Genomic DNA, 21,693 nt, shown 5'->3' on the forward strand with positions numbered 1-21,693 from the left:
CTAAATACGCTAAATACGCTCTATGGTTATCACTGCCTGCTTCTCTGCTTTTTCAATGCCTTCTTTTGACCAGTTAAGCCAGTCACTCAGCTCTTTTGTTGTGTGAACAAACGCGGTGCCATTGCGACCGGTTTCTTTTACTCTATATAACGCCAAATCGGTCAACAGCATGGAGTGCTCCCATTGGTGAAAGTCGGTTTGAGCGTTTTCCCAAGGAAGCCAAATAGCGCCCATGGACATGGTTAAGGGCAAAGGCAGACCAAGCTTATAATGCAAGTTGGTGAGCACAGCATGAAGCCTGTCGTTAAGCGCTTTAAAACTTTGTTTCTTAATAGTGGGAACAATAAGCAAAAACTCTTCTCCGCCCCATCGCAACAGACAATCCTCTGGTCGACTGACGCTTTCTATCGCATCGGCCACGTACGTCAGCACGCTGTCGCCTTTGTCGTGGCCAAACTCATCATTGATGCGTTTAAAGTTATCTAAGTCTATGAGGAATAACGCGCAAACATCTTCAGATGTTGCTTTACCTGCATGCTTGCCATCAGCGTTTTTATCACCAATTTGTCGTGCATTAATAGCGTTGAAGAGCTTAGGTAGATACTCTTTGATCGCTCTTCTATTGCTAAGTCCGGTTAACGGATCGGTGTTGGCCACCTGCCTAAGCGCTTCATTTTTTTGCTCTAACTCTTTGTTCACTCTTTCGTAAGCCAGGGTGCGCTCTTCAACCATTTTTTCTAGCATGTCGTTTCTTTTCATCAGTGCTCGCGTACGCACCGAAAACAACAGCCACCCAACCAAGAGAATTACCAATACCGCGATACCTCGCGCCCACCACGTTTCCCACCAGTAAGGCGCAACGGTTATCGACAGTGTGGTGGGCGGTTGCCACTCATCACTGCCTAGCTTCGCAGATACCTCAAAAACGAATTCACCCGATGGCAGGTTGGTAAAATAAGCTAGCTCTCGCTGCCCTGCGTACACCCAACTGCTCTCGCCATTTGTCAGCCTGTAACGGTATTGAGGTACCTCTTCTGCGGCAAATATCGGCTTGGTGTAAGCTATTTCTAGATTTCGCTCGGTCGTTAATTTAATCGTTGAGGAGGCAGAAGTGAATCGCTCACCATTTTGATATACACCAGAGATAACCACTGGTGATACCATGGGTTGGCGCTTAGTGGTGTCGACTGACAGTACGCCTGCTAATGTTGGATAATAAAGTTTGTCGTTAAAAACAATGCCTCGGTTATTACCAGCACCATTACAACACCGAATGTCTTTTCTAGACGTAAACGTGCCATCGTCCCTCAGTACGATATGCCGACGTATTTCCTGTTTATAAAGACCGGATAAGTCGATAGAAAATATACCGCTGGCACCAGACACCCATAATTGATTTGCCGCAATATTTATATTGAATAGATTTTGAAATGGCAGCCCATTTTTAATGGTGTACTGAGTCCATTTCCCTTTTCTGTTTTTCTGAAACAGGCCATCCCCATAGGTAGCAAAAAAGAGGTGTCCATCGAATGACTCAGTGATATTAGAAACAAAAGCACTGCTCACACCAGCCATGCGCACTTGTTGCCATTGCGAATTGTTACTACTATCAAGGTCGGTACTGTGCAACCCTGACTCTGTGCCGACCCATAGTGAACCGTTTTTTGCGCGGTGAATACTGCGAACAGACTGAGAAGCAAAATAGCTAACTTCACCAAAACTGCCATCTTGTTGTTTAAATAACCCTTTATTTGTGCCTAACCAGAGAATATTGGCATCTTTGTATATAGTATTTATTTGATAACCTTCAAAGGCACTTACTGCCGTGACGGCTGATGTTTTAATATCTGCGTTATACAAGCCGTTGCGTGTGCCAACCCACATTACCCCATTATCAATTAGTAAACTGTATGCATCGTTGCCATCCAAAGCGCTTGGGGGAATAACCACCTGCCACTGGTCATCACTAATGCGCTTATATACCCCCAGATTTGAAGCAGCGTACAGACTATCGTCAACAAAGAAAGACCATGCCCTCGCCTTTGCAAATGACTGACCCGCCGCTTGTCGAGTGATGGCCGATGGCCAGAGCAGTACAAGGCCGTTAGCCTTTGTACCAAGTAATGTGAGTTCTTCACTTTGATGCAATGTGAGCACATCTTTCACTAGCGACGGCGTCACTACTTGATTCCAGGACACCTCAAAAATGCCCTCCACTGGGCTAACCTCGTATGCCTTACCGTCCACTCCAAGTAAAAGTGGATAACCGCTGTTGTTTAACGTGAGTTTGTGTATTTCGTAAGAGGTAGCCTGAGGAGTCTCGGTTAACGAGCAATTATCCGCTGAATGCATAAACGAGCGAAGACGTTTGTTTTCAAGAATATAAACACGTTGATTTGCTGCCTGCAGCTGAGAGTATTCTCGCTCGCGTGTTAGGGGGTATTCACAGGTGGCGTTCGTTGCAGCATCAAAATAGATTAGCGTTTTACCGGCGTTTAAAAGCCATATGCTGTTGCCGTCTATGCTGGCGGCGCTGAGCTTGGCTAGCTGCTGTAGCGGCTGTTCTTGGTGCTTTTGCTGTTCAGGATGCTGTTGTTCCGGATACTGCTTGTTTTGCTCTAAAGCACTCGAAGCAACTAGCTGATTATTCTCTAGTGACCACAGTGACGTCCCGAAAAACCATAATTGCCCATCTGCAGACTGATCAATGTAGGTTATCCTATCTTGAGACTGCTCAAATTCAACTGCCTTAAACCCGCCCTTAAAATAACTCACTACGCCGCTGGCGGTAGCTATCCATACTTTTCCCGATGCATCTACAAAGAGATACTCTATCCAATTTGAAGGAAGCGAAGGCTCATTGATGGTATTTAAAATTTCAAATTTTCTGCCATCAAACCGAGCCAACCCACTTTCAGTGCCTAACCAAAAAAAACCATCGGCGTCTTGAGCTATGGCATGCACGGATATTTGCGGCAGGCCATCAGTAACAATGCGCTGACCCTTATCTAAGGCTTGTGCATTTGATACTTGCCACCGCTCAGTGCGGTGGTCTTGTGATGCCCACGCAGTAGTTGGCTGCATGCAGAGCAGCATTACTATCAACAATAAGGAAATACCGCAATGAAAGTGTATTAAACGTAAAAAACCATTTAAACGAGAGAACATCCGGCCTCACTGTAGGCTAACTATCGTAAACGTTAACGAGATAAAAAAGGATTATGCAAAATACGATACCTCAATTTGATATCGTGCTTATGCTTGTGCTACGTGCTAATAGACGAATAGTTGTTCACCAGCCTTAGGTTGTCAATTGCAAACGCAGTAAATAGTATACTTAATTTCACGCTTGCCTTTAAGTATACAGTGACGAACTCACACAGGCAGCGATAAAGAGAGCGTTTAAAAAAGAACTACGCAAAGCGCCAGGCAACAAATCGGCTTTGCTTATTGCCCTGCTCCATATTCACTACTTTGATTTCTTTAGCTTTATAGTATGCCACACTTCTTTCTATGGGCTTTATGTGTTCAGACTTAGACACTAAACACGTAAACCAAGTGACGTTTTGCTTAAATTCAACGCTCTCTCTTATCATTCGTTGAATAAACGCCAATTCCCCTCCCTCACACCACAGCTCGTTAGCCTGCCCAGCAAAGTTCAGACTCGTTTTAGCATATGTTTTATTTCCAGTTTGAGCATGGATATGTTTACCTGAACGCTTTGTTCTGTTCGCGGCTAAATTTTTATTTTTGCGTGCACTACCGCCAAGCGCATCCTGTGCAGATTTATGAAACGGAGGGTTGCACATGGTAAACGTAAAATGGTCATCGTCACCAATTATTCCCGCGAATATGGCTTCAGGATCCAGCTGTCTTCTTATCTCAATACGCGAATACAGCGAGCTATTGTTTTTTACTATTACAGATGCGTTGTTATACGCCGTTTCATCAATATCACTTCCTACAAACGACCAGTCATATACCTGAGAGCCAATGATGGGATAGATAGCGTTAGCGCCTACCCCTACATCTAGCCCTCTTACATGATTACCAAGCCGCGCTTTTATGGTATTCACGCTTTTTGATGAACTTACGATTGTTTGATGGTCGCCCGCATCTCTTTTCAATGGCTCTGGCATCTTTTGAAAATCGACGAGGAGGTCTGCAATACCGTGGATATAGTCTGCGCGACCGGGAACCGGTGGGCACAAATAGTCTTTAGGCAACTGCCATTGACTGACATTGTAATAGTGCGCCAGTATTGCGGTATTTAATGCTAATACAGACTCAGAATTAGCGAAATCGATGCTCTTTTGGCCACTTCGAGCATTGATTATATGAGGCTTCAAGGACGGAAATGACGTACAAAGTGCCGACATAGGATATCCATCGTTGTGGTAACTGCGAGGATGCATGTGCTGATCTTCTTAATAAAGCGCTGAATTGAGGTCTAGTGTGCGTTGATGTTATTTACTGCGTTATGCGCTATTTTAGACAACAAAAACGTTTGTTGCATCAAAACGCAATTCAGTTAGAAACTGTTCATCCTTGACGCAAAAAATACCGCATGCCGATGTAACACAGACTATGCTAAGGTCGTAAATCGTACCACAAAAAAGGAAAATTATGAGAGCGTTATTAATTGGTGTTGTGTTCTTGTCTGCGCTATTTGCGTGCCCATTCGCGTGGTCTCAAGACATATTGTCCATGAAGGAGCGAAGTGATGTTATTGATAACATCATCGCTCAACGTTTTGACACTGTATTGCCCCACATCATGAGACGAGAAAATATCGACATGTGGGTTATTATGTCTCGAGAGTACAATGAAGATCCGGTGTTAAAAACCATGCTACCTTCTACTTGGCTGTCAGCTAGACGACATACCATGTTAGTCATCTATGACCAAGGCGAAGGACAGCCCCTAGAACGATTAGCCGTTGCACGATATGCAGTTGCTAATAGTTTTGAAAAAGCCTGGGACAAAGAAAAGCAACCTAACCAATTTAAAGCACTTGCCGACATTATCAAGCAGCGGAACCCGAGTAAAATAGCCATCAACACATCAGACGCATTTGCCCTCGCCGACGGCATGACCTCTACCGAAAAAGCCCTATTTATGTCGGCGCTACCAGAAGCTTACAAAAACCGTGTGGTATCTGGCGAGAAGCTATCGATTGGGTGGCTAGAAACACGCAGTGAGATGGAAATGGAATACTATCCATTACTCACGCAAATCGGCCATAAACTTATTGCCACTGCATTTTCGAACGCCGTGATCACACCAGGCGTAACCACCACTGATGATGTTGTGTGGTGGTTGCGAGACAGAACCACCGAGCTTGGTCTTAAAAATTGGTTTCACCCAACTGTGTCAATTCAACGGGCAGACAGCGAAGCTTTCGACCAGATAAAGGCCTTTAGTAAGCGACCAGAAAAAAATATTATTCAACCAGGCGACCTTATTCACGTTGATTTTGGCATTACCTATTTGCGCTTAAATACCGATCAACAGCAGCATGCCTACATCTTGAAACCTGGCGAAACGGACGCGCCTAAGTACCTAAAAGACGCGCTTGCGAAGGGCAACAGGTTGCAAAATATTTTGACCAGTAATTTTCAGAAAGGTCGTTCAGGTAATGAAATTTTAAAGCGCTCTCGAAGCCAAGCGATAGAAGAAAACATAAAGCCCACTATTTATACCCACCCGCTTGGATTACACGGGCATGCAGCAGGACCAACCATTGGAATGTGGGATGCACAAGAAGGAGTGCCCATACAAGGCGACTACCCTATGTATGAAAACACCGTATATTCGATCGAGTTAAATGCCGCTGTGATGATTGAAGACTGGGGTAAAGAAGTCAGGATTATGCTAGAGGAAGATGCGTTTTTTGACGGTAGTTCGGTGTCTTACTTAGACGGGAGACAAACAGAGTTTCATTTAATTTCTTCTGAAGCCAAGTAAGTGCTAAAACGCAACGTTAGCAACTGAGTATTAATAAAACGAGGCAGTAAAACGAGTCAGTAAAACACAGCCATACGGACTTGGAGAAGGTAGCCATTCAGGCTTCGAGAAGTAAGCAAAGTGACGGGCCTTTTGCGCTGTAAGCAGAGGGCCCAGAAACTGATATTGCTAATGGCTTTTATTTGTAACGCTACCCTAGCGGTTATTCGTCAGCAGTGCGAACTTCTACATTTTGCGATTTATAGGTACGAACAAAATCAGCAATGTCTTTGCGATTACAAATCACGCTCTCACCTTTCAAACCATATTTAGTTAACGCTTCGTCTTTACCGATGGTGAGTGCTTCTAAACAAGCCTGTGATGCGGCATTGTTATTTTTAGCCACTAGAGCAACTTTCTTGGCATTTTCAGATGCCTGATTATTTCTGTACATAAAAGCAAACGTTCTTAATGACTCTCCATTACAACGAACTGATGCACTGAATTCGTCAGAGTCAAAACCATTCGCGCGCACTAAGCGAAGCGCTGGCTGATAGCCCTCATTCGCGGCAGTTAAACACGCTTTTGTTTCGATGTTTTCATCCACTGGCTGCAAGCGAACGTCTTTAGCAAAAGACTGAGTAGCAGCAACAGAGAAAAGCAGCGAGATAGCAAATGTAGACAGTTTCATATGTATTCCTATTTTTGTAACTTAATTAGATATCGCGAAAGCAATGACTACATTATGACCATAAAAAGGGATAAATAAAGCATTTCATGTAATTTAATTACATTAATAAGTAAAAAAACATTCAAATTACGTTAATACTGAAAGTAATTTACATAAAAGCATCACGCTTATCGTTTTGTTTACAATTACAGCGGATGCAATTGGTGTTTTTTAGAAAAGAAGCTAGCCAGTTAGCAACTTCTCATTCAGCGCTTCGAGTCTGTGCTTGAAGGGCCTACTTACAATAAAGCTGCTGATAACACTATTGTATAAAGCTGAGTTTTATATCGCTGAGATTAATGTAACTGAGGCTTACGTAATTGAAGCTTATGCAATTGAGGCTTTTGTAGCGAAGATCATAGGCGCGCCTGATTTGTTGGAAACAAACGCGCTCTTTTAAGGAATAGACGCCTTACGCATGGGAACGCCTTTAACAGGCTATGTTGAATTTAGCTGATAAGATCGTGCATCCAGTTCAACGAAGGGAGTGGGTTTTCAGGTTGATAGAAAAGGCGGTTTAGCCTACCTAATAAGTTAACTGAGTGATTAGGATCTTTATGCTTCATTCTGTGTGTGCTTTCTGTTTGCAAAAACTCCCAAGGTTGTAGGTCCAAATGGTCAATCTCTTCTTGGGTAACACCGAGAGAAGTAAGCGTTGACAAAATCCGCTCGGTCTTGCTTTCTGCAATCGGTATCAACATATTGCTATACATGTCTACCAAAGGCGCATTAATTGCTTCAAGAGTGTGCTGAATGGCGCTCCACACCATATCATGATTAAACTGCCACTCTCGTGGTGCATAATATCCCTCTACTTCCCACTCTAGTTCAGCATTACTCGTTGCTATTGAACTCTCCGCCTCGGGAGAAAAAGATAAGTCGGGTTTTGCACCAATGTTGTAAGCATCTACACTCATAGCAATGCAAATAACAAGGTCGCCACAGTGTATTTTGTCTGTGTAAAGCGCCTCAAATGCGGCTCGCTTTACTCCCATCCACCCATGCACTTTTGATGGCCTCTCTACAAAATGACGCACGTCATTTGGCAAATCTTCTCCGTAACGCTCTATCATTAATGGCAGCGGATTTTGCTCCGGCGCATCGTCTGGCATCCATACTTCGTACTCTTGGCGATTGTCAGCTTTCCCTCGACTTTTAATGCCATAAGATAGGTTTACTGGACGACAAATACTGCGGTCCTCATCTACCTTATGAAAATACTCCGAACGTATTCGCTTTATAAAGGGGGCGTCTAAGTTTGCAAGGGCCGCTGTAGGATAACGATACCCAATTTCACTGTTCTCTACCATGTTGAACGACGGTATGTGCGTTTCTAGCTTTGCTTTAACACCCCGTAACATTTTCACATTGGGCAAGACAATGCTGCGCTCGGGCTCAATGGTTAGCCTTTGCCCATCCTCGGTAATAAACTTTGGCACTTTGTGAAACTCGTAATTCACAACGCCAAGGGAGTCTAAGGCGGTATCGCGATACTGCGATAATTCAGTAAATAACGATGCATGGTTGCGAATATGTTTAAATAATGGACGAGATGTTGACATTGTTACTCCTTGTAATACGACTTGTGCAGCTATGACTAACACTATTAGTGTTGAGTTCAGTAAACCGTACTTTAAGCAATAGTCCTACCATTATTTATCACCGTGGGCACCTTTACTATCGCCTGATACAGAAGATTGAATACTGACTATCTCAAACGAATAATTGAAGGTCGTCACTCGCTATCTAGCGATAAAAACTGATGCCAAATGTGCGCACCAACATCGTCGTAATGCTTCACTAACTGTGCGAACTCACTTCGCAACGATTCATTTATCAATGGCGAAGGTAATAGTGGGTCGAATACTAACTGATGAAGCGCACTGTCACCAATTTCAAACGCTTCTTTTGTGGCTTCTTCTAGTGACAACATTGGCAGGCGATTTAACGACTCTTTTAGTTCAGTAACACCCTGCTGATAACGACGCTCTAATTCTGAGGTATTCCAAAGTGAACGCGCTCGTGAATTTAGCTTTGGCTCTAAATCGAATGCACAAAACACCACTGCTTGTTGACTTAACCCTAAAGACTGTAGCCTTTCTCTCACCACGGTGGCACCACCTTGGATATTTGCAGGTCTTATGTACATATCGGGTAATAATTTTTTCAACCCAAGGATTTTTAATGCACGTTCATTCTGTCTAGCTTGTTTCTTATCACTTTTTGCTAGCATGTGAGTGTGCACTACTATCCAATCGCCGTTCCAGCTAGGTAGCAAGGAGGTTTCTTCATTTCGCCAGCTACTGATCTCTCGCGCAAAAACTACGCCTTCTTTGCCAAGCTGGTAGTAGCCCCTATCGACAAGCGATAACACACCAGCACTGTGTAGACGATTAATGGTGACTCTGATGTTATTTTCAGAGATAGCAAAAAGACGCCCTACTCGCACTGCACTCAAGGCTGTCATTTTCACATTTTCTCTGGAGCCTAAAAGCTTAAGCAGCAATTTTCTTGCAACGGGCTTTTTTGTGTCCGCTTTATTCACACTGCTTTCCCTTCACTTGCATCGCCCTTTCATATCTTTTACCCATATCTCTCACACACCTCTTACCAACATCTCATTTAAATCGCTTACCTACACCCCAACTACATCCCAAGTGCATCAACCACACGTTTTTTACATACCGTTTTTATTACTTAATATCATGCTTTTAAGAAAAAGAATCTCACATTATTATCTTCTTTCTTTGTATCAAAACCGTTTTCTGATAAGGAGCAAGCCATCGGCTCTCCCGTTTTACTGCTGTCCATTCAATTACTGTCCACTTAACAGCTTACTTAACAGCTTCCCTGTTAAACAACACATTGTCGGAGGCAGCTCAACAACCAACATTACACACTTTGACTTATTTTATTATTTTGTGTAATTTCTTGGTTGATTCTCTAATCAACTTCTTAGCTAATTAACTTCTTGGCTAATTAACTTCTTGGCTAATTAACTTCTCAGTCAATTTTTTATCAAAGCGATAGCAACTGCCAGGCCAATGACATGATAGCGACAAACACATTCCATACACATGAGGTAGAAAATCAACCTTATGCGCTCCCTGCTTATAACCTTTGGCTAGCTGACCCGCTACTTCAAAGTATGGTGAGACAGCACCATCCTGCTTCTGTTCCCACACTGCTAGAGCAGTTCGGCCAATACAGCGGTGCCGTGCAGTTTGAACATGGTGAGCTTGCCAACAAAAACAAGCCGGTTTTGCACGCGTTTGACCGATACGGGCGCAGAATAGATAAAGTAGAGTTTCATCCAAGCTATCATGCTCTGATGGGCTCGGCCATGGAGCATCAGGTCCACTCCTATTCGTGGCAAAACAACGCAGCAAGCGGGGCCCATGTCATTCGCGCCACCCTGCTCTATATGCACAGTCAGACTGATGCAGGTACTACCTGCCCGCTAACCATGACCCATGCAGCCGTACCCGCCATTAGTCATTCAAAGCATCTTCCTAAATATTGGCTCGACAAACTCATAAACGGTACCTACGACCCGCGAGAACTCCCTGCACTGGAAAAAAACGGCATTACTGTAGGTATGGGTATGACGGAAAAACAAGGAGGCTCCGATGTAAGGCGCAATACGACCAAAGCGGTGCAACACCCTGACGGTAGCTATGCCATTACCGGACATAAATTCTTTTATTCTGCGCCAATGTGCGATGCTCACCTCGTATTGGCTCAGGCAGAAGGCGGGCTGAGCTGCTTTCTTCTCCCTAGAATACTTGAAAGTGGAGAATTAAATCATGTTCGCATTCAGCGCCTTAAAGACAAGCTGGGGGATTGGAGCAACGCATCATCAGAAGTAGAGTTTCAAGAGGCGACGGCTTATTTACTTGGCGAGGAAGGTCGCGGCGTATCTGTGATCATCGATATGGTATCGCTCACCCGACTCGACTGCATGATTGGCTCTTCCGCTCTTATGAGACAGGCTCTCGTACAAGCAACACACCACGTTAGTCACCGAGACGCCTTTGGCAATACGCTTATCAACCAACCTCTTATGCAAAATGTGTTGGCAGATCTGACCATCGAGAGCGCGGCGGCTACTGCGCTGACGATGCGAGTAGCAAAGGCCGTTGATGAAAGCCATACCAACCCTCATGAGGCTGCCCTTGCTCGAATTTGCACGGCTATTGGCAAATACTGGATTTGTAAACGGACCGCAACGTTTGTAAATGAAGCGCAAGAATGTCTCGGTGGTATTGGCTATGTGGAAGAAAACATAATGCCGCGGTTGTACCGCCAAGCGCCGCTAAACTCAATTTGGGAAGGCAGTGGCAATGTGCAGTGTTTGGATGTGTTGCGGGCCATGGCAAAAGAGCCAGCAACGCAGAAAGCGTTATTTACGGAACTACAAAGTGCTCAAGGAAAAAATACGCATTTTGATCAGTATGTCGCGCAACTTTTAAAACATTTTAGCGATACTGAATCGCTGCAAATGCGAAGCCGCTTGTTAACAGAGCAAACTGCGTTAGCACTTCAGGCTTGTGTGCTGCTCAATAACGAAGATGCTGAAATACGTAATATTGCACACAGCTTTTGCGAGAGCAGGCTGGCCGGCCATCATGGTTTGGCATTTGGTACGTTACCGGCCTCTACACCATGTGAGGAGATTATCGGAGCAGGTGCTTTAATGTGAAATCATCACTACACCGCGGTAAGCCAAGCCTAAAAAAGAGTAACGCCACAGCCCTTTACCCACGTGCTGACGCGAAAGGAAAACACAGCTGGTTACCGTGCTTAAGACGGTACCGACATTAAAGCGAAAGATACTATTTCATCTCGGCGGGTGCTATACGAACTCGTAGAATGACTTCTTGATAACTACCCAAACACTAACGATAAATAACAAGCAGATAGCCGTAAATCGCGCTATGCTTGGTATAAAATATTAGGCAATAAACTTCATGCAAAAGCAATTGGGCAAAGACTAGGATATGGTTGAGCAAAAATCGCTCTCTTTACAAAAAAACCTTACAATAAGGTTACTGCGCGTATTGCGATACAACAAATCACGAACAGAGCGTGCCTTAAGTTTATTGCCTCTTGAAAATAGACCTCTATTTCATGTACTGCCATTTTTAATTCACGTTAATCACCCCGAATTACCCGGGTATGTTGAATCGCCGTCAAACGATGTAATAGTCCCATTTGGTATCAACAATTACTCATTCAGAAAAGATATTGAAATGGCGCTGACGCGCTGTTTTCCCTCACAGCAGTCCTTATTTGCTGATATTAAATCTATTTGGCCTCGCCAGCGGTGCATCGACTCGCTGGTACTTATGGGCAGCATAGGCACAATTGCGCAAACCGACACGTCAGATTTTGACTATTGGGTGTGTGTAGACGGAAAGCAGTATTCCCCTCAATCCCTCGATTTATTAGCTCAAAAGCTAAGAGCCATTGAGCAATGGGCTGATAAAAAATGGGGTACTGAAGTACACTTTTTTCTATCGGATATCGAAAAGGTGAAACACAATGACTTTGGCGTTGCCGACGGAGAAAGTGCCGGCTCTGCCCAAGCATTGTTTTTAAAAGCGGAGTTTTACAGCACTAACATTGTTGTAGCGGGGAAAGTGCCCTTTTGGTGGCTAACGCCAGAAAAATCGACCATAAAGCAATACGACGGCATTTTGGGAAGCCTTGAAAAAGGAGGCTCCCCCGACTTAGATTGGTTTATGGATTTAGGCCATTTGGAAAGACTGGATGCCGGCGAACTGTTTGGCGCGGCCATATGGCAATTAGGTAAGGCAATGGATTCGCCATTTAAGTCGTTGCTGAAAATGGCAAAGTTAGAAGTGTACCTTGCCAATATTGGCAGCGAGCAGCCGCTATGCAACACCCTTAAAAAGCATGTTCACTTAGGCTCTGATGCACCAGGAAAAGTGACTGATATCGACCCCTATGCGCTTATGTTCAATGAGCTAATCACCCACTACACTGCACACGGTCAACCGGAAGATATTCTTATTTTGCAGCAGTGTTTATACCTTAAATGTGGATGTAATCTCAGTCAGCCTCTGTATGAGGGAGAAACGCCTAACTTTAAACGACGAATTATGGCCGCCTATGCAAAAAGCTGGGGTTGGAGTAGAAAATCATTAGAGCACCTCGATAATATTCAACAGTGGAACTTTAATGAACGTGTTCAATTAAGTCGGCGTATACATCGCTTTTTACTGAAATGTTATAGACGCATATCCAGTCAACTCGATGGCCAAACCCAAATCATGGATGAAAAAGACATGACGGTACTCGGTCGCCGATTAAGCACCTTTTACGGTAAAAAACACAACAAGGTAGAGTTTCTTCGCAGGGCTTTTGATGAGAGTTTATATTGTCCTACCGTCACCATAGCCGTGAAAACACTCAAAAATGGCGAAGAAATATGGACCGCTTACGCGGGTGATAGGCTGAGCAAGTCGGGTATTATCGATGAATCGCAAAAGATTTCACAAGCATCTAATGCAGTGGCGTTACTTGTGTGGTGTGTTGCCAGTCGCATAATGGATACGAACACAAAAATTCACCTAGATTACAACTACTGCGAAATTAGCGAGCTCGACCTAAATGACCTGTTAAAACACCTGTGCGCATTGTTTCCACCAGTACGGGTATCCGCATTGCCGCGAGAGGATTTGCTGGCCCCAGAACGCATTATGACATGCATGGCATTAGTTAATTTCCCCACCCTTCGCCAAAAACCTACAGTAGAAGATGTGTATGTACTTTACAGCACTACGTGGGGTGAGACGTTTTTAAAACACGGTGCGGAGGTGCTAGATAGTCTTTGGTACGAACTTTCAGAGGTCTCGCCGAAGCCTAAATGCTACGTTATGGTGCCTCGAGGAAATCAACAATCTCGCATTCTCGGTGAGTTTATTGAATCTACAGACCTTACATTTTCCGTGGTTCATTGATGTAAGCAGTGGCAATATAAGCCGCGGGTTCAAAATGGCCAAGCATTAAGGCAAACAGGGTTATTAGTGCAGCTTGACTACAAGTTGTCTTCTGACGATGCTGACTAACGAAGGGAGAATGTAGGAAGAATACTAAAAGGAGCGCGGCTCCTTTTAGTGTTTTTATAAAACGGCGTAGAAACGCTTACAAAATATCAAGCGCGTTGTTTTAACCTTTTAAATGGGGCGCGCAGGTTTTTGCTACCTTGCTGGCATCAAAAATTTCAATCCAATAGCCGTCGGGATCTTTAATAAACGCAATGCCTTTCATAGACCCGTCGTTTAACTTTTTCTGAAATGGCACGCCAAGGGACTCAAATCGCTCGCAGGCAGCCTCCGCATCTGGCACGTGAAATCCAATATGGCCAAAGCCTTTTGGCTCACTATTGCCGTTGTGGTAAGACGCATTTTCTGGGGTGTCGTCCCAATTGTGAGTCAGTTCTAACATCGCAGGGCGACCGAAGGTTTGCTGCGTGCGCATCTCTGCGTCATCGCTTATATCCGAAAAGTCATCTCCTGCCGCTAGAAAATACAAACTGAACTTCATCTCTTCAAAGTCGAGTCGCTTAATCAGCGTCATACCCATCACGCGAGTATAAAAGTCTAAGGTGCGCTTGGGATCAGCAATTCGCAACATGGTTTGATTAAAGACAAACCCTTTTGTTGCGTCGCTTTTTTCTTCGCAAAGCCCATCTGCATTATCGAAATGTCTACTGGTCGGTGTATTTATCGTTTTAGCCATAAGGGTCTTCCTCGCTTTACATTAGTTGTCCATGTTGATAGAAACACTATGTGCGCTGAACACTTACCTTTCAACTGCCGCTCGCCCGCCATTTCTGCTATCTATCGATTTCCTTGCCGACTTTTACCTTACTGCAGAAGAGCTAGCCCTTACTCCGCGCAGACTCGGTAGGCTTATTGTCTACGCGATAGGTATTGCTCTTCTTTTTAGCTGTTTGTTTTTTGGCGCCTGAATTCTTAAGATTAAGGGTTTTAGAGCCTGCTTTCTGTGGTTCAGACGAGCTAGGCTTGGTCGAAACACCACCTTTGCTTTTTGATGCAAATGCATTTTGATTAGACGTACGAGGTTTCGTATTTTGGCGATACTTAATCACCATACCTTGCAGTAAATTTCGTACAACTTGGTCGCCGGCCGCTTTATAGTTGCGGTGATCAGGCTTTCGAAATAGCGCTGACAACTCGCCTTTGCTCAGCCTGAAATCAGCCAAATACAATACGGCAATCATATCTTCGTCTTTATAGCTCATCGCAATGCGAATTTTTCGCAGTATTTCGTTATTACTTAAGCGCTCTTTTGGACCTAGCTCTTGGGGCGCTTGTCCTTCTTGCTTACCGCGATTTTTGATAACCAAACCATCTAAGAACATCGCCAGGATCTTGTCTCTACATGGTAAATAACCTTCTTCATCCTCTTTTTTCATGATGCTATGAAGATAATCTATGTCCATGTCGTAATCCATCAGCTTAAAAATACTGATAGCCGCGGTATCGTTTATAGCAAGCGCATAGCGAATGCGGCGTAGAACATCGTTGTGGAACATGATTGATAACCTTTAAGAAGATAGAAGTACTTATTGTGTTTGATTACGCCAAGGCCTGTTGATCATAGTGCTATTTTCAAGCGAAGCGTCATGATAGAGCAGAGCGTCGTGCTAATTTACTGCACGGTGCTTACGTGCTAGCAGCGCACAAGCAGTGAAACGCGACGGATAATACAACAGCTGTAACATCTGCAACAGCTCTTGCGGATGTATGTAGTTTAACTCAGTTAGGGTTTTACCGCCATCTCCATGCTGGCAAGAGTGCTTGTAAGAGCGCCTGAAACATCATCAAGATCCTCAACATCCCCCCCCCAGTAATTGGATAGTCCAACTATTGGGGGTCACTTCACAAACCTCGTTTTTTTGAATTTGAGATTTTTTACGTTAAGAGCTCGTTTACTATTTGCAGATTTACTTGCTTACCGACTTATCAGTTTAACGACCTGACAATTTACTGACCGGTCAATTTCCAGACTCATTCAGGCTTTGAGATGAGTAGAAAAGAAATCAACGGTGTGCTGCCATGCAAGTTCGGCATCTTTGGGGCTGTAACGACTTGTTGAGTCGTTGTGAAAGCCATGCTGAGCTTTGTCGTAAACATGAGCGATGTACTCTGCTCCATTGGCCTTCAGCACTTTTTCGTATTCCGGCCAGGTTGCATTCACTCGCTTATCATTCTCACCAAAATGCAAAAGTAACGGCCCATTCACTTGAGCCTGTAACTCTTCTTTTGCAGGTGTACCGTAAAATGGTACAGCTGCATCAATCATATCAGGAAGGGTTGCGGCTAAAAGGTTACTGATGTATCCGCCGAAGCAAAAACCAACCACACCAAGCTTGTCTGAGGTTTTTTCGTGGTTACTGAGCCATTTTGCGGCGGCCATAAAATCCTGTTCAATTTTTTGTCTATCGAGGCTGCGCTGCATTGACCTACCGTCATCATCATTACCCGGATAACCTCCTAAGGGAAATAAAGCGTCTGGCGCGAATGCAATAAACCCTTGCATGGCTAGGCGTCTAGCCACGTCTTTTATGTAGGGGTTTAACCCTCTATTTTCATGCACTACTACAACTGCCGGCATTAGGCTTTCGGCGCTTGCCTCAGTTGGCACTACTAGATACCCGCCTCCAGTACCATGGCCCTCAGGGGATGGAAACTCTTCGTATGTTGCTTTAATAGCGGGGTCATTAAAGGACACCTGCTCAGCTTTGGCATAGTCAGGAATAAGTGCACTACTGATGACGCCGGCAGATAAGCCAGCAATAGACAACGAGGCCACGCGGGTTAAAAATGTGCGCCTGTCTATGTCGCCATGAGCATATTCGTCATACCAATCAAAAGCTTCTTGAGGGATCGTTACAGAAGGTTTGTCTGTTTTCATTCTTTTGCCTGCCAAGTTGTAGGGTTAATTGTTTTAAAAAACATTGAGCATAAAGTAACCACACCTTACAGAGATTTACGCATCAAGAACGAAAAAACGCGACTAAAAGCCGGCGTTATCAGTTTAGTGTCATAGGGGCCCTCCTTCTGCAATGTCCATAGAAATCGTAGTCAGCAAGAAAACAGTCTTGATGACCAGTTACTTTCTTATCATCTATGGTTAGCATTGCCATCAGGTTAGGACTTTTTAGGCAACGCAAGCGGCAATAGCGGCTCGTCTGTGATTTCTGGCACCGTTGGCCGTAATATTTAGGACCGTGGTCTGTAATAACTAAAAGTTACGACGTTGGCATGACGTACACTTCTCTTACACATGCTTTATCGCTGCTTGATAGCGCATAATTAACCGCATCTGCAATATCCTCTGGTGCCAACTTGTCTTCTTTAGGTTCGTCAAAAAATGGTGTGTTGACCATACCAGGGCATATGGTTGTGCATTTACCGCCCCATTCACGCATTTCTTCAGCTAAGTTTTGACCGAAGCCATAAGCAAACCACTTACTGGCACCGTATACGGAGCCTTTAAGAGCAATGCGTCCGGCTACTGAGCCCGTGAGAATAAAATGCCCTTTGCTTTCTCTTAAAAACGGTAACCCTGCTTTTGCTGTGTATAAAAGACCGTTTACGTTCGCTCCCAGCATAGTTGACCAATCGCTCACATCGCCTTTTTCAATTCCAGGAGAACTCGCGCCGGTTCCCGCATTAGCAAATACAACGTCAATTTTTTCAAAGTGAGCGTTTATTTTAGCAAATCCGTTTTCTACTTCGTCAAAATCACTTACATCTGCCTTTACTGAAAACGCATTCTCGCTACCCAATTCTTCTACAAGACGGTTTAGCTTATCTTCACTTCTTGCAAGAAGCGCAACATGATGCCCTTCTCGCACGAGCAATTTGGCCGTTGCCTTACCTATGCCGCTAGACGCGCCAGTGATAACAACTACTTTGGATTGTTTAGTCTTACTCATAATTAGGTTCTCCTTTTTTCTTTCTAGTCACTGAACTCTTTGGGACACTTTCTTCGAGAAAAAATGTGCTCGAGAGAAAGTGCTCTCCCACTTTTAGCTCTACTTACTATTTAACTTTGTTCAACATTAGACTACAGGGGTGCAACTTGCGATCCAAAAAAGCCGCCCATCCAAAAGAATAAATCATTGATTTAGTGAAATTTTAATTTCATCACCCAAACGTTGGTCTCAGCATGTTGTGCTTATTTTTCAACGGGTAAGAAGTTCTTACAGAGCTGAACAGGAAATTACGCCAATACCGGTTGGTCAATACGCAACTTGTTATTGATCACCATCGTCTTTTCTGGCAACTTCCACGCCTGTTTTATTTATCTGCGGATACCACCTATGAGCTGGGGCTTGCTGTCTCTTTTTATTCCTACATTTTTCTTTGTGTCCATAACCCCGGGTATGTGTATGACGCTTGCACTGACGCTGGGCATGAGTATTGGTGTAAAGCGCGCCCTATGGATGATGGTTGGTGAACTGGTAGGTGTGGGGCTGGTCGCAACACTTTCCTCTGTTGGCGTAGCTGCACTGCTGCTCAATTCTCCTTCTGTATTCACTGTTCTAAAATACATTGGAGGCGCGTACCTTTTTTACATAGGTGTGCAAATGTGGTTGTCGCGAGGCAAAATGGCGTTAAAATCAGAGGGTGAAAGTCAGCGAGCCTCTCGTTTAGCCCTTATGTCGCAAGGCTTTATAACCGCCATTGCTAACCCAAAGGGTTGGGCTTTCTTTGTTGCATTACTGCCACCCTTTATCAACCCTGAACAGCCGCTGGCGCGTCAATTAGCGAGCTTAATCGCCATCATATTAGTGCTAGAGTTTAGTTGCTTACTCATTTATGCGTCAGGTGGGCGAACCATGCGCTCTTTATTACTGCAAAGCGACAATGTGCAGTTGATGAACCGAATAGCGGGCACACTAATGATTGGTGTGGGCATTTGGCTAGTGCTTACCTAATCGTCAACGAGCCGATACTTGCCGGTAGCATCAACATATTTTGTCGATACTGTCTCATACTATCGGCAGGTTGTTTTACCGTTTTTTAGCGGCCAGTAGCATGACTACCACTTTTATTCTGAAAGCCATATGCAGTATAGTGTTAGCCCTTTTCAGATGTGTATTAGAATGGCTAACAAACTTCGAAAAGTAAGTCGACAGCTTCACTTGTGGATCTCATTAAGTATTTTTCTTCCCGTTATCATCGTGATTGGTAGCGGCCTTTTGCTGCAGGTGAAAAAAGAGATAGACTGGATCCAGCCGCCGACCCAAAAAGTAAGCCAAACCGCTGTCAAAGAAGCAACATATTCATCCGCTACGATTATAAGTTCGGAACAGATCCTGCGAGCGGTGCAAACAGATTCTGAAGCCCAGTTAATGGACTGGGAAGATATTGACAGAATTGACATTAGACCGAGCAAAGGCGTAATAAAAGTGCGTGGTAACAACCATTGGGAAGTGCAGCTTAACGCCTTCACTGGCGAAGTACTACAAACGGCTTATCGTCGTACCGACACCATAGAATCTATTCACGACGGGAGTTGGTTTTTTGAAGGCGCTAAGCTGTATCTATTTCTGCCAGCCGCTGTGCTTCTTTTTGTTATTTGGTTAACTGGCATAGTAATGCTGTTTACTACGCTAAAAAGTAAATATCGAAAAAAGCAGGCTCGCTTGCAGTAATCTAGTTAGAACAATTTAGCTAAAACAAGCCAGTTTAAGCAGACACGCTGAAGCAAGTCATCTAAAGCACAAACCGCAGCGCAAACTGAATGCTGCGACCTTGAGCAAAAGCTGCTCGGTCATCGGCACTCACGTAAAAAAGCTGATTAGTGAGGTTTCGAATACTCACTCTCCCATTCACTTTATTATTAAACGGCAAAGATGCACCAACATCTAAGGTCACTACGCTCTCTAAAGGGCGCTCACCGTCAGCAACGTCTGTTTTATTCGCCCGATAAAGCACATTTGAAAAAATGCGTATAATACCCACTTGGTATCCTACCGTGAGCCGATGATTGTGCGCGGGAATATCAGCGATAACATTCCCGTTTTCGTCCTCACCTTTTATCCAAGCGCCACTAAACTGCAAAGATAACTCACTATTTTTCGGTGTCCAATTAGCCGTATAGCTCATCCCATTAATAGTGGCACTGTCTAAATTAACGTATTCCAGCACATCTTCGCTTACTTCTATGCGCTCGATGTAGTGTTGTATTTTTTGACTAAACACTTCAGTGGTTGCCAATAAGCTATCGTTTGTATAGGAAATCCCGCCTTGAATATTTACTGACTGCTCAGTGTCTAAACGTTGGTTTCCAAGCACGGTGCCTCGAGGAGTTACTCCAGAAAAAAACCGTTCCGTGAGTGATGGGTTTCTGAAAGCGCTTGAAACATATAAGCTTGCTTGCCAGTGAGGCGAAAGTGCATAGCTAGCGCCAGTGAATCCGCTGACGTTTACTCTTTTTACGTTTTGCCCACTCCCACTTTGATGTTGCCAGTCAAGGCGTGTACCTACTGCTAGAGACAGATTTTGGAACGTTCTTGAGGCATCCATCACGCCCGCCACCCCAATCTCACTGGCATCGAGTGTGGTGATGTTAAAGGCATCGGTCTCATCAACTTGTGCAGGGAGTGCTTGCATAGATAATTCTTGTAAAGATAGCTCGTGTATAGAGAGTGCTTGAGCTGGTCTTGCCGCCTCAAGAGTTACTTTAGCGCCTAGCAATGTTATCGGCGTTTCACTTTCATCAATGCGTACCCCTTCACGTCCTTGCAGTTGTGCTTGCCAATTAATCCGCCACTCTCCTACACGCTGCCTGCCCCCAATATCACTGCCATAATCGAATGCTTTGCTTCTACTTTCATTCATACGATCTTCTGGTCGTACGGTTTCTGTATCTAATTGAGACTGATGCCACCACACATTGCCGGTCACGTCGTCAAAAACTGCACTGACTTTGCCAAGCCAATGGGTATTTTTTGGATATGTTGTAATGCTATTTTGTGGATAATCACTGCTCGACTTACCAATATTACTGTTGTGTGAATACAGTGACCAAACTTCAGAAATAGTAGAGTGCTCCGGTTGATGTCTTAAAAATAACGCCGTTTGCTCAAATTGCTCAAACAACGCATTACCATCGGCATCTTGCGTGTTATCTGCATTGCGATACGACACTTTCCAATCGGTGCTTCCAGCAAAAGGGAAATACTTAGTAGCTGGGGTAGTCACTGATCTATCCGCGAATCCTTCATAGCCGTATTCTTGGGTCTCACCATTGTTCATCCTTCCCACATAAAAGCTCTGCTCTTGCGCAGTAGAAAGCCCTAAGTTAACCGCCCCGCCCATAGCACCAGAACCTAGGTATGTCGAAGCTGCGCCAGGCACGACTGACACCTGTGTCACCCATGAAGGAGGTATAAAGCCAGCGCTGGCTCCCGCTCTTCTATCACTAAAAATAGGCACACCGTTTAACAGCGTTTGAATTCGCCAGCGAGAAAAGCCGCGAATACTCACATTTTGAATTTGTCCTCCTTGCCCGTTAAGACTTATTACGGGCGACTGCACTAATACATCATTGATGCTAGTGGGCTCAGCAACTGCAAACTGTGAATAGTTATACAGGGGAAGGATACGTTCTAGCGTGTCGTGGTAATAAGGTCGCGTTGCCTTCACCTCAATATTCTCTACGTCTGCTTTTGCCATAGTGCTTTTATCTGCAGTGATAGCATCTGATTGAGAAGCATCTGATTTATTTAGGTATGATTTATCAACAGTCGCTGAATACGCTGCAGGCGTTGTCAACATGAGCGCTGCCACAAGCATGAGATGTATACACACCGCCTCGGGTAAACTGCGCATCGGGTATAAAGATGTATAGCGTAGCGAGCTTGTCATATTACCTATGTGATTTTGCATAAAAAAGCTGAATTGAGATAAAAATAAAGCGGCAGTGAAAACACTGCCGCTTGAGGG

General features: G+C 44.3%; 15 protein-coding genes. 5 read left to right on the forward strand and 10 right to left on the reverse strand.

Going from position 1 to position 21,693, the window contains the following annotated elements; genetic code table 11:
- Window positions 1-9: 9 nt before the first annotated feature.
- A complete protein-coding gene (locus tag ACOJR9_RS13895; protein ID WP_420933529.1) occupies window positions 10-3,084 on the reverse strand; it encodes a diguanylate cyclase domain-containing protein in 3,075 nt (1,024 codons plus the stop codon).
- 329 nt (window positions 3,085-3,413) lie between these two features.
- Window positions 3,414-4,415: a 23S rRNA (adenine(1618)-N(6))-methyltransferase RlmF gene (gene rlmF / locus ACOJR9_RS13900; protein ID WP_420933530.1), complete on the reverse strand. Its 1,002-nt coding sequence runs from the start codon at window positions 4,413-4,415 to the stop codon at window positions 3,414-3,416.
- A gap of 211 nt (window positions 4,416-4,626) precedes the next feature.
- Here rlmF and ACOJR9_RS13905 point away from each other — a divergent pair, with 211 nt between their 5' ends.
- Window positions 4,627-5,967 carry a M24 family metallopeptidase gene (locus ACOJR9_RS13905; protein ID WP_420933531.1) on the forward strand — a complete coding sequence of 447 codons (1,341 nt, stop codon included), beginning with the start codon at window positions 4,627-4,629 and terminating at the stop codon, window positions 5,965-5,967.
- Between the two features lie 202 nt (window positions 5,968-6,169).
- Here ACOJR9_RS13905 and ACOJR9_RS13910 read toward each other — a convergent pair whose 3' ends face one another.
- From ACOJR9_RS13910 to ACOJR9_RS13920, 3 genes are all read right to left on the reverse strand, one after another.
- Window positions 6,170-6,637: a DUF3718 domain-containing protein gene (locus ACOJR9_RS13910; RefSeq protein ID WP_420933532.1), complete on the reverse strand. Its 468-nt coding sequence runs from the start codon at window positions 6,635-6,637 to the stop codon at window positions 6,170-6,172.
- Between the two features lie 488 nt (window positions 6,638-7,125).
- Window positions 7,126-8,238 (reverse strand): hypothetical protein, encoded by a 1,113-nt coding sequence (locus tag ACOJR9_RS13915; protein WP_420933533.1) that lies wholly within the window; start codon window positions 8,236-8,238, stop codon window positions 7,126-7,128.
- 173 nt (window positions 8,239-8,411) lie between these two features.
- The gene (locus ACOJR9_RS13920) at window positions 8,412-9,221 is read right to left on the reverse strand and encodes a PaaX family transcriptional regulator C-terminal domain-containing protein (RefSeq protein WP_420933534.1); all 810 of its coding nucleotides are present in this window, start codon (window positions 9,219-9,221) and stop codon (window positions 8,412-8,414) included.
- A 504-nt stretch (window positions 9,222-9,725) separates the two neighbouring features.
- Between ACOJR9_RS13920 and ACOJR9_RS13925 the strand changes: the two genes are divergently transcribed.
- Together ACOJR9_RS13925 and ACOJR9_RS13930 are read left to right on the forward strand one after the other, a co-directional pair.
- Window positions 9,726-11,378: an acyl-CoA dehydrogenase family protein gene (locus tag ACOJR9_RS13925; RefSeq protein ID WP_420933535.1), complete on the forward strand. Its 1,653-nt coding sequence runs from the start codon at window positions 9,726-9,728 to the stop codon at window positions 11,376-11,378.
- 298 nt (window positions 11,379-11,676) lie between these two features.
- A complete protein-coding gene (locus ACOJR9_RS13930) occupies window positions 11,677-13,662 on the forward strand; it encodes a class I adenylate cyclase (protein ID WP_420933536.1) in 1,986 nt (661 codons plus the stop codon).
- 208 nt (window positions 13,663-13,870) lie between these two features.
- On the opposite strand, the gene gloA is transcribed toward ACOJR9_RS13930, so the two are convergent.
- From gloA to ACOJR9_RS13950, 4 genes are all read right to left on the reverse strand, one after another.
- Window positions 13,871-14,443, reverse strand: a complete 573-nt coding sequence (gene gloA, locus ACOJR9_RS13935; RefSeq protein ID WP_420933537.1) for a lactoylglutathione lyase — start codon at window positions 14,441-14,443, stop codon at window positions 13,871-13,873.
- A 142-nt stretch (window positions 14,444-14,585) separates the two neighbouring features.
- On the reverse strand, window positions 14,586-15,263 hold the full coding sequence (locus tag ACOJR9_RS13940) for a DUF1456 family protein (protein ID WP_420933538.1): 678 nt from the start codon (window positions 15,261-15,263) through the stop codon (window positions 14,586-14,588).
- Window positions 15,264-15,742: 479 nt separating this feature from the next.
- On the reverse strand, window positions 15,743-16,645 hold the full coding sequence (locus ACOJR9_RS13945) for a dienelactone hydrolase family protein (RefSeq protein ID WP_420933539.1): 903 nt from the start codon (window positions 16,643-16,645) through the stop codon (window positions 15,743-15,745).
- Between the two features lie 337 nt (window positions 16,646-16,982).
- Window positions 16,983-17,672 (reverse strand): SDR family oxidoreductase, encoded by a 690-nt coding sequence (locus ACOJR9_RS13950; RefSeq protein WP_420933540.1) that lies wholly within the window; start codon window positions 17,670-17,672, stop codon window positions 16,983-16,985.
- A gap of 387 nt (window positions 17,673-18,059) precedes the next feature.
- Here ACOJR9_RS13950 and ACOJR9_RS13955 point away from each other — a divergent pair, with 387 nt between their 5' ends.
- Window positions 18,060-18,677: a LysE family translocator gene (locus ACOJR9_RS13955; protein WP_420933541.1), complete on the forward strand. Its 618-nt coding sequence runs from the start codon at window positions 18,060-18,062 to the stop codon at window positions 18,675-18,677.
- 168 nt (window positions 18,678-18,845) lie between these two features.
- Complete coding sequence (locus ACOJR9_RS13960; RefSeq protein ID WP_420933542.1) at window positions 18,846-19,397, forward strand: PepSY domain-containing protein; 552 nt, start codon at window positions 18,846-18,848, stop codon at window positions 19,395-19,397.
- A gap of 61 nt (window positions 19,398-19,458) precedes the next feature.
- Here the strand turns inward: ACOJR9_RS13960 and ACOJR9_RS13965 are convergent, their stop codons facing one another.
- A complete protein-coding gene (locus tag ACOJR9_RS13965; RefSeq protein WP_420933543.1) occupies window positions 19,459-21,615 on the reverse strand; it encodes a TonB-dependent receptor plug domain-containing protein in 2,157 nt (718 codons plus the stop codon).
- Between the last annotated feature and the right edge of the window lie 78 nt (window positions 21,616-21,693).

Origin of the sequence: Alteromonas ulvae, assembly GCF_048987005.1 — a bacterium.
In the GTDB taxonomy this organism is placed as follows: domain Bacteria; phylum Pseudomonadota; class Gammaproteobacteria; order Enterobacterales; family Alteromonadaceae; genus Alteromonas.

Excerpts from the sequence above, each read along its gene's own strand:
- ACOJR9_RS13895 (WP_420933529.1), bottom strand. The coding sequence starts at position 3,084 with ATGCAGCCAACTACTGCGTGGGCATCACAAGACCACCGCACTGAGCGG.
- rlmF (WP_420933530.1), bottom strand. The coding sequence starts at position 4,415 with ATGCATCCTCGCAGTTACCACAACGATGGATATCCTATGTCGGCACTT.
- ACOJR9_RS13905 (WP_420933531.1), top strand. The coding sequence starts at position 4,627 with ATGAGAGCGTTATTAATTGGTGTTGTGTTCTTGTCTGCGCTATTTGCG.
- ACOJR9_RS13910 (WP_420933532.1), bottom strand. The coding sequence starts at position 6,637 with ATGAAACTGTCTACATTTGCTATCTCGCTGCTTTTCTCTGTTGCTGCT.
- ACOJR9_RS13915 (WP_420933533.1), bottom strand. The coding sequence starts at position 8,238 with ATGTCAACATCTCGTCCATTATTTAAACATATTCGCAACCATGCATCG.
- ACOJR9_RS13925 (WP_420933535.1), top strand. The coding sequence starts at position 9,726 with ATGATAGCGACAAACACATTCCATACACATGAGGTAGAAAATCAACCT.
- ACOJR9_RS13930 (WP_420933536.1), top strand. The coding sequence starts at position 11,677 with ATGGTTGAGCAAAAATCGCTCTCTTTACAAAAAAACCTTACAATAAGG.
- gloA (WP_420933537.1), bottom strand. The coding sequence starts at position 14,443 with ATGGCTAAAACGATAAATACACCGACCAGTAGACATTTCGATAATGCA.
- ACOJR9_RS13940 (WP_420933538.1), bottom strand. The coding sequence starts at position 15,263 with ATGTTCCACAACGATGTTCTACGCCGCATTCGCTATGCGCTTGCTATA.
- ACOJR9_RS13945 (WP_420933539.1), bottom strand. The coding sequence starts at position 16,645 with ATGAAAACAGACAAACCTTCTGTAACGATCCCTCAAGAAGCTTTTGAT.
- ACOJR9_RS13950 (WP_420933540.1), bottom strand. The coding sequence starts at position 17,672 with ATGAGTAAGACTAAACAATCCAAAGTAGTTGTTATCACTGGCGCGTCT.
- ACOJR9_RS13955 (WP_420933541.1), top strand. The coding sequence starts at position 18,060 with ATGAGCTGGGGCTTGCTGTCTCTTTTTATTCCTACATTTTTCTTTGTG.
- ACOJR9_RS13960 (WP_420933542.1), top strand. The coding sequence starts at position 18,846 with ATGGCTAACAAACTTCGAAAAGTAAGTCGACAGCTTCACTTGTGGATC.
- ACOJR9_RS13965 (WP_420933543.1), bottom strand. The coding sequence starts at position 21,615 with ATGACAAGCTCGCTACGCTATACATCTTTATACCCGATGCGCAGTTTA.